We start from the raw sequence: 11,430 nt of genomic DNA on the forward strand, positions 1-11,430 counted from the left end.
AAGTTGGCGAGTGCTCGTAACACGAAGATGACGTGTTGGAAATACCCAATCCGAAATGCGCATTCCGGATCGGGCAGATTGTGAAGGCGGCGCAATTGCGCCGCGTGTTTTCAGACCTTGAACTGGTACGTCTTCGGCATGAATCTGTAGCCGTCTCCGACCTTTTCCACATAGCCGACGGCGGGAAACGGCATGTGATAGCCGAGGAAAGGAATCCGCTCGGCGGCCACCATGTCGAAGACCTTCTTTCGCGTCGCAGCAGCCATCTCCTTGTCCATGTCGAAACGGACATGCCAGTCCGGGCGCTGTAACGAGAGCACGTACTGATTCGCGGTGTCCGCAGTCAACAGCAGCCTCTCGTCGCCCGAATTGAGCATGAAGATCAGATGGCCGGGCGTGTGGCCGAAGGCGTCCATTGCCGTGATGCCGGGCACGACTTCATCACCACCGCCGATGAAGGTCGCCTGATCGACAAGCGGCGTCACCAGCTTCTTCACGCTCTGATGCCCGCCTTCTGCCGGCGTGCCCATACGGGCGTCATCGCTCCAGAAGGCATACTCCTTCTCGCCGAAGACATAGCGGGCATTGGGAAAAGCCGGGCCGTCCTCTTCCATCAGACCGTTGATGTGGTCGCCATGCATGTGGGTGATGACGACGATGTCGATATCTTCCGGCTGGTAGCCATTGGCAATCAGCCCTTCACGCAGACGCCCAGCGCCCCAGGATCGGCCCGCAGGACCCATGCCGGTGTCGAACAGGACCGTCTCGTTGCCGGTGTCGACGAGAACCGGCGCGAAGCCGTTGATCAGCTTGTCCGGCGGCAGGAAGTTTTCCTCAAGCAGGGCGGCAACGGTTTCTGGAGCCTGTCCGGTCCCGAAGGTCTCGCCCGGATTTTCCATCAGTCTTGTGCCGTCCTCGACGACGAGCAGCTTGAAGTCGCCGAGATCAAAACTGTCGCTCGGCGGCGCATCGGCCATCTTCATGCTGTCGCCTTCCGTGTTCTGCGCCATGGCGCTTGCCACGCCGGACACGAAGGGCGTGGCGATGGCGGCCAGCCCCGCGCCGGCCATGAGACGGCGGCGGTTGATACCAGTATTCTCAGTCATCAATCGTCCTCCTGGAATAAAATCCGACACCCCTGACCTTGGGGAGGATGCGTCGGTTTCAAGTCGGACGCGTGTATTTGCCCTGACTGAAGCGTCACATTTGCGTGAGCGGGAAAACGGCGCCTGCCATTGGCTTTTGCGCAACCGCCCGCTAAGACATCTGCTCTTGTCACATTTTTCGAGATGCCGAGAGATGAACCCGATCGTTCCGCTAATCATGGCCGTTGCGCTCTTCATGGAGCAGATGGATTCGACCGTCATCTCGACCGCGCTGCCGGCCATCGCCGCTGATCTCAATGTCGGCCCGATCACGCTGAAGCTGGCGCTGACCACCTATATGGTGGCGCTTGCGATCTTCATTCCCGTTTCCGGCTGGACGGCCGACCGTTTCGGGGCCAAGCGCGTGTTTCGCGCAGCGATTATCGTCTTTCTGATCGGCTCCGTGTTCTGCGCGATTTCAAGCAACCTCATCGAATTCGTCGCCTCGCGCTTCCTGCAGGGCATGGGCGGGGCGATGATGACGCCGGTCGGGCGCCTGGTGATCCTGAGGACCACAAACCGCTCCGAACTGGTCCGCGCCATGGCGCTGCTGACCATCCCGGCGCTTCTGGGCCCGATGGCGGGACCGCCGCTTGGCGGCTTCCTCACCACCTATTTCTCATGGCACTGGATATTTCTCATCAACGTTCCGATCGGCATTGTCGGCCTGATCATGGCCGGCATCTTCCTGCCGCTGATCGAGGATGAACCGCCGTCGGACCTTGACTGGAAGGGCTTCTTCCTGGTGGCGCTCGCCGCCTCCGGCATCGTCTTCGGCCTGTCGGTGATCAGCCTGCCGGCCCTGCCGCCGGCGACCGGCTTCGTCACTACCGCGATCGGCTTCCTGTCGGGCATCTGGTACATCCGCCACGCGCGTCGGGTCGAAAAGCCGCTTCTCAATCTGTCGCTGTTTTCCAATCCAAGCTTTGCCGTCGCCACATCGTCGGCGACGTTCTTCCGCATGGCGACGGGCGCCTTCCCCTTCCTGATGCCGCTGATGCTGCAGCTCGGTTTCGGCCTTAACCCTTTCGAATCCGGCATGATCACCTTTATCGGCGCGGCCGGCGCGCTTCTGACCAAATTCGTCGCGCCGAAGGTGTTTTCCGCTTTCGGTTTCCGCACCGTGCTGATCACGGCGTCGCTGGGAGCAGCGATCCTCACCGTCACCTTTTCCTTCTTCGAGGCCACCACGCCGCATGTCGTCATTCTGGCGATCCTGTTCTGCTCGGGTCTGTTCCGCTCCTTCTTCTTCACCGGCGTCAACGCACTCGCCTATGCCGATATCGAAAACAACCAGGCGAGCCAGGCAACCGCGATGAGCTCGATGTTCCAGCAGGCAAGCTTTGCGCTCGGCGTCGCTTTCGCCGCCGTCATTCTGGAACTTGCCGGCCATTTCACCGGCGGCGAGCTGACGGTCGCCCACTTCCACATCGCCTTCGCCGTCGTCGCGCTTCTTTCGCTGGTGTCCGTCTTCCCGCTCCTGGGCCTGAGACGCGATGCGGGCGCGGCGGTCTCCGGCCACAAGACACCGCAGGCGGCCGAGTGACATCGCGTCGAAACGAACATTTACGATCATAAAAATTGACATTACGAAGATTTTCACGCATCTTCCGATTGCCAATCATCAAGAGCAAACGGGAGTTATCGCGATGTCACGCGCTGAAAATGCAGCCGAGCCGGTCGACATCTTCGTCATCGGCGGCGGCGTGAACGGCGTCGGCATTGCCCGCGATGCGGCGGGGCGCGGCCTTTCCGTGGCGCTGGCGGAGATGCACGATCTCGCCTCGGCAACCTCTTCTGCCTCGACCAAGCTGTTTCACGGCGGGTTGCGTTATCTCGAATATTACGAGTTCCGGCTGGTGCGAGAGGCGCTGATCGAGCGCGAGGTGCTTTTGAAGGCGATGCCGCACATCTCCTGGCCGATGCGTTTCGTGCTGCCGCACCACAAGGGCCTGCGCCCCTGGTGGCTGATCCGGCTCGGTCTGTTCCTCTATGACCATCTCGGCGGACGCAAGATCCTGCCGGCGACGAAGGGCGTCGACCTGACGAAGGACCCTGCCGGCGAAGCGCTCAAAAGCGAATATCGGCGCGCATTCGAATATTCGGATTGCTGGGTGCAGGACGCACGTCTCGTCAGCCTGATGGCGCGCGATGCGGCGGAACGCGGCGTCAACGTCATGGTCCGCACCAAGGTGACCCGCGCCGAACAGGTGGACAGCCCCTCCGGCCAGGGCCGGCTGTGGAAAATCGAACTTGAGGACGAGAACGGCCCGTTGCCGCCGGTTCATGCCCGTGCGCTGGTCAATGCCGGCGGGCCCTGGGTTGCCGATATCATCACCGGCGCGCTTGGCATCAACACGTCGGAAAAGGTCCGTCTGGTGCGCGGCAGCCATATCGTGACGAAGAAGCTCTACGACCATGACCGCTGCTATTTCTTCCAGGGCAGCGACGGCCGCATCATCTTCGCCATTCCCTACGAGCAGGATTTCACCCTGATCGGCACCACCGACAAGGACCATCAGGGACCGGCATCTTCGGCGAAATGCACCGATGAGGAAGCGGATTATCTCTGCCGTTTCGCATCCGAATATTTCGCAAAGCCGGTTACACGCGAAGATGTCGTCTGGACCTATTCAGGGGTGCGCCCGCTTTATGACGACGGCGCCTCCTCGGCAACGGCCGCCACCCGCGACTACGTGCTCTCGCTGCGCAAGGAAGGCGCGCCGCTTCTCAGCGTCTTCGGCGGCAAGATCACCACGCACCGCAAGCTCGCCGAGGCCGCACTCCACAAGTTGTCCCCATTCTTTCCACAGGCAGGCGGCGACTGGACGGCAGACGCCACTTTGCCCGGCGGGGATTTTCCGGTGAGCGACGCCGCCGGCCTTCCCGCCCGCCTTCGCGAGAATTATGCGTTTCTGAGCGAGGCACAGACGTTGCGCATGATCCGCACCTATGGCACCGATTGCTGGAAGATCCTCGGAAATGCGAAAGGCCCTGAAGACCTGGGACAGGCTTTCGGCGCCGGGCTTTACGAAGCCGAGGTGCGCTGGCTTGTGGAAAAGGAATTTGCACGCAGCGCCGAGGATATCGTCTTCAGGCGCACGAAATTCGGTTTGCGCATGAGCGGCGGGGAAATCGCCGCGCTTGATGACTGGCTGGTCGCGCATCTGACGGTATAGTCTTCACCGGGGAGGAGAAACGCATGAACCACATTCTGGCAATCGACCAGGGCACGACGTCGAGCCGCGCAATCATTTTCGACGCGAACATGAAGCTGGTGGCTTCCGCCCAGGAGGAATTCCGCCAGTATTATCCGGCCTCGGGCCTTGTCGAACACGCGCCTGCCGACATCTGGTCGACGGTTGCCGCCACCTGCCGCGAGGCGATCGAGCGCGCAGATATCCATGCCGCAGATATCGCGGCGATCGGCATCGCCAACCAGCGCGAGACCGCGCTGATCTGGGATCGCAAGACCGGCCGTCCGATCCACAAGGCCATCGTCTGGCAGGACCGCCGCACGGCAGACACCTGCGCCAGGCTGCGCGACGAGGGCCACGAAGGCTTTATCTCCTCCGCCACCGGCCTCATCCTCGACCCTTATTTCTCGGCGACGAAGATCGCCTGGATGCTCGACAATGTGGACGGTGCGCGGACACTGGCGGAAAAGGGCCGGCTGGCCTTCGGCACGGTCGACACCTATCTCATCTGGCGCCTGACCGACGGCAAGTCCCATGTCACCGACGCCACCAATGCGGCGCGCACCATGCTCTACAACATCCGCGAGGGAAAATGGGACGAGGATATCTGCGCGCTGCTCGATATCCCGATGTCGCTTCTGCCAGAAGTGAAGGACTGCGCCGCCGATTTCGGCATGACGCGCCACGACCTGTTCGGCCGCGAGATCCCGATTTTCGGCGTTGCCGGCGATCAGCAGGCGGCGACCGTCGGCCAGGCCTGTTTTGAACCGGGCATGATCAAGTCGACCTATGGCACCGGATGTTTTGCGCTTCTCAACACCGGCGACAAATTCGTGAAAAGCGAAAGCCGGATGCTCTCGACCATCGCCTACCAGATGGACGGCAAGCCGACCTACGCGCTGGAGGGCTCGATCTTCATTGCCGGCGCCGTGGTGCAATGGCTGCGCGACGGACTGAAGGTGATCCGCCACGCGCGCGAGACCGACGCCCTGGCAAACGCCGCCGATCGCGAGCAGACGCTTTACATGGTGCCGGCCTTCACCGGCCTCGGCGCGCCCTACTGGGATGCCGAATGCCGCGGCGCGATCTACGGTCTCACCCGCAATTCCGGCCCGGCGGAATTTGCCCGCGCCGCGCTGCAAAGCGTCGGCTACCAGACCCGAGACCTGCTGGAGGCCATGCACGACGACTGGGGCAGCCATGATTCGGCGAATATTCTGAGGGTCGACGGCGGCATGAGCGCCAATGACTGGACGATGCAGTTCCTCGCCGACATTCTGGGCGTGCCGGTCGACCGGCCGCAGGTTGTCGAAACCACGGCACTGGGCGCTGCCTGGCTTGCCGGCAGCCGCGCCGGGCTCTATCCCGGCCTCGAGGAATTCGCGTCGGCCTGGGCCGTCGACCGACAGTTTAAGCCGGCGATGGAAGAACAGACGCGCGAAAAGCTTTACAAGGGCTGGAAGAACGCAGTGCAGCGGACCCTTGGTCCGATCTGATCAGGTGTCGAAACTGTACTGCATCGTCACCAGATCGAGCCAGCGGTCGAATTTGGTGCCAACTTCCGGATAGCGCCCGACATGAAAAAAGCCGAGGCGTTCATGCAGCGCGATCGAGGTGATGTTCTCGCCCTCGATCGCCGCGATCATGGCATGCACGCCGTTTTCACGCGCGCGGTCGAGCAGCGCCTCCATGAGCTTGCGCCCTGCCCCGCCGCCGCGGCAGTCCCTGTGCACATAGACCGAATGCTCGACCGTGTGGCGATAGCCATCAAAAGGACGCCAGTCGCCATAACTTGCGTAACCGATCACCGCGCCGTCGCGTTCTGCGACCAGCACCGGAAAGCCGCGCGCGCGACGGGCGGCGAGCCAGCCCTTCCGGTTGTCCAGATCGACGAGGATCTCGTTCCAGATCGCCGTGGAATTGAGGACGGCGTCATTGTAGATTTCGAGGATAGCCGGCAGATCGGCCTCCCGCGCATCGCGTATCAGCATGGTTCAGAGGGTCCCGGGAAGAGGCGTTTTCCGATTGAAACACCGATATCAGAGACCCCCGAGGCCCGAAAGCGCTATTCGGCGATCATCGCATATTTGAGAAAGAGCGCCTGATCGGCGGTGGTCTGCTGCCGGCAGCCGGCGGCAAGCGTCTTGCCCATCGTCCCGCCCTGGGTCTGGCTCTCGACGAAAGCGCATCGCGCATCGCGATATTTTATCCAGTCGCGTTCCATTACGAGCAGCGCTTCGGCGATCGACGAACCGGAGACCCCCTCGTCGAGTTTCTTCGCCTTTTTCATGACGTTCTCGTAGATCGCGTTCAGTTGCTTGTCCCAGAAGGCCGTCTCGTGCGCCGTGCAGCTCACCATGCCGGCGGAGGTCTGGCCGAAATCATTGGCGTTGATGCATTTTGCCGTCGAAAGGCCGATGCATTTTTCTCCCGCATCCACCGAACTGGCCTTGGCGAGGCATTGTGCGGTCGCCGCATCGGAATAGACGATGTCATCCGCCTGGGCGCCGGGTGCAAGGAGCAGCACCAAAAAGGCAAGCAAGGCCGACAAACGCATGAAATCCTCCTGATCCATCTTTTTCGATCAAATCAGGATCATAAAACAATTATACGTTGAACGGCAAAACCTGCGATCCCGTGGGCGGGAAAGCGCCATTGCCGGCGCTCCCGCGCTTGGACGACAAAGATTGCAGCCTTGCTCAGTAAGTCGGCCAGGAATTATCCAGGTAGATCGCCTGATCGGCCGTCATCCGCAAGAGGCAGCCGGCATAGACCGGGCCGGCGATGGTGCCGCCCTGATATTGGTTGGCCTCGTATTCGCAGGTCGCATCGCGGAAATTGATCCAGATCCGCTGCATGTCGCGCAAGCTCTCGGCGAGTTCGCCATTGGCGCGCGGATCGTTCTCGGCCTCCGCATCGGCCGCCTTGGCCCGGGCCAGCAATTCCCGATAGCTCCGGTTCAGCCATTCATCCCAGAATTTGGTCTCGAGCGCCGCGCATTCCTGCAGGCCGATCGTGGTCGATCCGTAGTCCGAGGCATTCTGGCAGGCCTCGGCGGAAACGCCCGCGCAGGCCCGCATGTCCGCCTCGGTCTCGGCAAGGTTCACGCATTCGGCCACCAGATCGTCCGAATAGACCGGATCCTCATCCGCCAATGCGGGTGACGCGACCAGAAGGGCCGCCGCCGCCAAAGCCTTCACGATATGCATGTCTCTCTCCCTGATGTTTTTTGCTTGTCTCATAGCCAAAGCCGCGCGTGGCGGCTTGTGTTCCGCCGCCGGCCGGCCTCAGCCCGCAAGGCTGAAACAGGTCAGCACCGCCGCATAATGCACGGCAGCGGCGGCCACGACAAATCCATGCCAGATCGCGTTCTGGAACCTCAGTTTTTCCCACACGTGAAACAGCACGCCGGCGGAATAGATCACGCCGCCGATGACGATCAGGATGCTGGTTGCAAGCGGCAGCAGCGGGAAAAGCGGCCGCGCGACGAGGACTCCGCTCCAGCCCATGGCAAGGTAGAGGATGATCGACAGCCGGTCATAGCGGCCCGGGAAGAACACTTTCAGCGCGATGCCGAGCGCGGCAATGACCCAGACGCCGACGAACAGCGCCATGATCAGCGGATCGCCCATGCCGCGCTGAAGAAAGGGCGTATAGGTCGCTGCGATCAGGATAAAGATCGAACTGTGATCGAGCCGTTTCCAGATCGCCTTGCTGCGACCGGCCCTGGGCGGCCAGAGATTGTAGGAGAACGAGATCGACAGCGTCAGCACCAGTCCGGCCGAATAGATGGCGGCGGCGGCGATCTGTGCGGCGCTCGTCCAAACCGCGGCATAGAAGATCAGCACCGTCGCGCCGACAAGCGCCATCACGACGCCGACGCCGTGGACGATGCCGTCAGCGATCAGTTCGGAGAGGTCATAAGGGCTGCCGCGGCGCGCGAACTGCTTCATTCGGGGGCAAGGCTCCGGCATTCCGACGTGGAAAGACAAGGGCGATCGTCAGGTCCGAACGGCCCCGACACGCGCCAAGCCTAACGCCAAAATGCGGCCGGCGAAAGGCCGCATTGCAACGCAACCTTCCGCCAGTCGTCATTCGGTGTGGCAACACGCCTCAGTGCAGGTCTGCCGCGCAGGTCTTGCAGAAAGGCGTGTAGGGCACGGCCTCAAGTCTTTCTTCGGCAATCTCATCGCCGCATTTCACGCAGACTCCGAATGTGCCGTCCTCGACGCGCTGCAATGCAGCATCGATCGCCTTGATCTCGTCCGAGCCGACATGGCCGAACTCCTCAAGCACCTCGTCATTTTCAGCCTCCATCGCCCGGTCCTGACTGTCCGGGTTGCGGCTCCGTCCGAGGTCGGTGTCGATCTTCTGAAGCCGGGTCAGTATCTCGGCCTTGCGCCCCTCCAAAAGGGCCTTGTAGCGCATCGTGTCCATGTTTTCCTCCCTTGTTGCCCTCGGGCGTCCTCGTTCGTCAACGGCGAACGAGGACGGAGCAGGCGGCGTGGCGAACCACGCGGTCGGCTGTCGAGCCGATCAGATAGTTCGAAAAATCCGGCCGGTGCGAGGCCACGAGGATGAGATCGGCCTTGTGGGCCTTGGCAGAGGCGAGGATTTCACGCGCCGGCGGGCCCGTGCGCAACTCGATCTCGGCATCCACCTTGGCGCGCGCCCTCAACTCCTGCAGCTTGTCGCGCGCGTCATTGACGGCGCTGTCCATCAGGTCCACCGGCACATCGATCGCCAGATAGGACGGGATTTCCTCGACCACGTGCAGCAGCACGATCTCACCTGCCGGATCCAGCAATTCGCTGGCCTTGGTCAGAATGTCGAGCCCCTTGTCGAGCACGGAAATGTCGACCGGTACGATAATTTTCTTGAACATTGCTTCCTCCTTTCCCGGTTGCCGCCTCATGATTGAAGGGGCACTCGCCTTTTAAGAGCATGTCTGGCGACCCGGGTCTACTGGCTTGTTGACCCGACAGTCGCGCCGCGCCCCTCCTCGCGCATTGATCAAGGTCAATTTCAGATTTGATGATTGTTAACTTGGTCGCGTCGAACGGAATGAGCCGATAGTTGGACGGCGCACTTAATATACGCTATTGCGTATCTTCAAAGAAATACATATCTATGTATCAATTGGCACTGCTTCGGAGCGGCAGTGTCCGAAGGTTCCGGCATGGCGCTCATGTCGCATCGCCGGGCCTGATCCTTAAGGGAGGAAAACATGGCAAATATCGTAGTATTGGGCGCAGGCCTTGGCGGCACGATCGTCGCTTATGAATTGCGCGAGAAACTCGGCCGCGAGCACACGGTCACGGTCATCAACAAGGGGTCCGTCTATTCATTCGTCCCCTCAAACCCCTGGGTTGCAGTCGGCTGGCGCAGCGAGGAAGATGTCCAGGTCGACCTGGCGCCGGTTTTCGCCAAGCGCAACATCACGCTGCGGCCCGAGGGCGCGGCGAAACTTCATGCAGCCGAAAACCGGGTCGAACTGACCGATGGCAGCATGGTCGATTACGACTATCTGGTCATCGCCACCGGCCCTGAACTCGCCTTTGACGAGATCGAGGGTTTCGGGCCTGGCGCCGGTTTTTCGCAATCGGTCTGCGAAACCGGCCATGCCGGGCAGGCGAAATCGGCCTTCGACCGGCTTGTCGAAAACCCGGGACCGGTCGTCATCGGCGCGGTACAGGGCGCCTCATGCTTCGGCCCGGCCTATGAATTCGCCTTCATCCTCGACAAGGCGCTGCGTGACGCCAAGGTGCGCGATCGGGTGCCGATGACCTTCGTCACGCCCGAACCCTATATCGGCCATCTCGGCCTCGACGGCGTCGGCGACACCAAGGGACTGATGGAAAGCGAGTTGCGCGACCGTCACATCAAGTGGATCACCAATGCCCGCGTCGACCACATGACGGAGGAAAGCGTCGTGGCCGAGGAGATCGGCGAGGACGGCGCGGTCAAGGAACGCCACGAACTGCCGGCCAGGTTCAAGATGATGCTGCCGGCCTTCCGCGGCGTGTCGGCGATCCGCGGCATCGAGGGGCTGACCAATCCGCGCGGCTTCGTCATCATCGACAAGCACCAGCAGAACCCGGAATTCCAAAACATCTTCGCCATCGGCGTCTGCGTCGCGATCGCGCCGACCGGCAAGACCGCCGTTCCCGTCGGCGTGCCGAAGACCGGGTTCATGATCGAATCGATGGCGACGGCGACGGTTGGCAATATCGCCCGCCTGATCGCCGGCGAGAAACCCAATGTCCAGGCCACCTGGAACGCCGTCTGCCTTGCCGATTTCGGCGATGGGGGCGTCGCCTTCGTGGCACAGCCGCAAATTCCGCCGCGCAACGTCAACTGGGCCTCGGAAGGCCGCTGGGTGCACGCCGCCAAGGTCGGCTTCGAGAAGTACTTCCTGCGCAAGGTGAGAACCGGCGTCAGCGAGCCCTTCTACGAAAAGCTTGCGCTGCAGGCGCTGAAGATCGACAAGCTGAAGGCCGTCACCTTCGACTGAGCCTTGAATGCGGCCGCGCGGACGCACCCGCCGGCCGCTTCGCTTACGGATAGAGGTAGTTCCGGTCCCATTCGGAGCGCGGGACTTCCTTGCCGATGCTGAAGCTGAAATCGGTGACGGCGAGCTCGCTCGCATCGGTCACGCAGTGATAGCTCAGATGATACCAGTGCTCGTGAGAACGGAAGACGGCACCTCTGGCATCGATCGTGTTTCCACTCACCTCGGGCGGCGCGAATGTATAGGCAATCACCTTGTCCGGGGTCAGGTCCCTGCGGGCCGCATCGATGCGTGTAAGCGCCTCGACATCGCAGCGTTGCTCCAGTTCCTCCTCGGGATCGAGGCGCTCCAGTTCAGCGGCGATGCGCTTGTTGAGCGCGAAGGCCTGCGAGCCGGCCAGAACCACGCATGCGGCCACGAGAACAGTCCTCAACACATTCACTCTCCCGACTGACATGTAACACTATTACCCTCCATATGCACAATCCGGTCGCCGGAGGCAAGTCTTCGACCCGCTGCTTGATGTCGCTCGGCGGCAGCCTTATCTTCCGGCGACCTGAAAACAACAAGGCCCGCC

At 61.7% G+C, this 11,430-nt stretch carries 12 protein-coding genes; 4 read left to right on the forward strand and 8 right to left on the reverse strand.

The genetic code is table 11. From position 1 onward, the window contains the following. Positions 1-110: 110 nt before the first annotated feature. Positions 111-1,106, reverse strand: a complete 996-nt coding sequence (locus tag FF124_RS12300; protein ID WP_138748788.1) for an MBL fold metallo-hydrolase — start codon at positions 1,104-1,106, stop codon at positions 111-113. A 193-nt stretch (positions 1,107-1,299) separates the two neighbouring features. Here FF124_RS12300 and FF124_RS12305 point away from each other — a divergent pair, with 193 nt between their 5' ends. The 3 genes from FF124_RS12305 (at position 1,300) to glpK (ending at position 5,838) form a co-directional block, all read left to right on the forward strand. Continuing rightward, positions 1,300-2,691 (forward strand): MFS transporter, encoded by a 1,392-nt coding sequence (locus FF124_RS12305; RefSeq protein ID WP_138748789.1) that lies wholly within the window; start codon positions 1,300-1,302, stop codon positions 2,689-2,691. A gap of 103 nt (positions 2,692-2,794) precedes the next feature. Next, positions 2,795-4,324, forward strand: a complete 1,530-nt coding sequence (glpD, locus tag FF124_RS12310; protein WP_138748790.1) for a glycerol-3-phosphate dehydrogenase — start codon at positions 2,795-2,797, stop codon at positions 4,322-4,324. A gap of 23 nt (positions 4,325-4,347) precedes the next feature. Beyond that, entirely contained in the window at positions 4,348-5,838 is a 1,491-nt protein-coding gene (gene glpK / locus FF124_RS12315) for a glycerol kinase GlpK (RefSeq protein WP_138748791.1), read from the forward strand. Here the strand turns inward: glpK and FF124_RS12320 are convergent, their stop codons facing one another. From FF124_RS12320 to FF124_RS12345, 6 genes are all read right to left on the reverse strand, one after another. Then, positions 5,839-6,333 (reverse strand): GNAT family N-acetyltransferase, encoded by a 495-nt coding sequence (locus tag FF124_RS12320; RefSeq protein WP_138748792.1) that lies wholly within the window; start codon positions 6,331-6,333, stop codon positions 5,839-5,841. A 74-nt stretch (positions 6,334-6,407) separates the two neighbouring features. Further along, entirely contained in the window at positions 6,408-6,899 is a 492-nt protein-coding gene (locus tag FF124_RS12325; RefSeq protein WP_187326913.1) for a lysozyme inhibitor LprI family protein, read from the reverse strand. Positions 6,900-7,041: 142 nt separating this feature from the next. Next, positions 7,042-7,551, reverse strand: a complete 510-nt coding sequence (locus tag FF124_RS12330) for a lysozyme inhibitor LprI family protein (RefSeq protein WP_187326914.1) — start codon at positions 7,549-7,551, stop codon at positions 7,042-7,044. A gap of 78 nt (positions 7,552-7,629) precedes the next feature. Then, positions 7,630-8,295, reverse strand: coding sequence for a PAQR family membrane homeostasis protein TrhA (gene trhA / locus FF124_RS12335; RefSeq protein ID WP_138748795.1), 666 nt, complete (start codon positions 8,293-8,295; stop codon positions 7,630-7,632). Between the two features lie 160 nt (positions 8,296-8,455). Beyond that, positions 8,456-8,779, reverse strand: a complete 324-nt coding sequence (locus FF124_RS12340; RefSeq protein WP_138748796.1) for a TraR/DksA family transcriptional regulator — start codon at positions 8,777-8,779, stop codon at positions 8,456-8,458. Positions 8,780-8,816: 37 nt separating this feature from the next. Beyond that, complete coding sequence (locus tag FF124_RS12345) at positions 8,817-9,227, reverse strand: universal stress protein (RefSeq protein ID WP_138748797.1); 411 nt, start codon at positions 9,225-9,227, stop codon at positions 8,817-8,819. 342 nt (positions 9,228-9,569) lie between these two features. Between FF124_RS12345 and FF124_RS12350 the strand changes: the two genes are divergently transcribed. After that, entirely contained in the window at positions 9,570-10,856 is a 1,287-nt protein-coding gene (locus FF124_RS12350; RefSeq protein ID WP_138748798.1) for an NAD(P)/FAD-dependent oxidoreductase, read from the forward strand. Between the two features lie 43 nt (positions 10,857-10,899). Here the strand turns inward: FF124_RS12350 and FF124_RS12355 are convergent, their stop codons facing one another. Beyond that, on the reverse strand, positions 10,900-11,289 hold the full coding sequence (locus tag FF124_RS12355) for a DUF930 domain-containing protein (RefSeq protein ID WP_425462530.1): 390 nt from the start codon (positions 11,287-11,289) through the stop codon (positions 10,900-10,902). Positions 11,290-11,430: the final 141 nt, after the last annotated feature.

The organism is Martelella lutilitoris (assembly GCF_005924265.1).
Classification (GTDB): Bacteria; Pseudomonadota; Alphaproteobacteria; order Rhizobiales; family Rhizobiaceae; genus Martelella; species Martelella lutilitoris.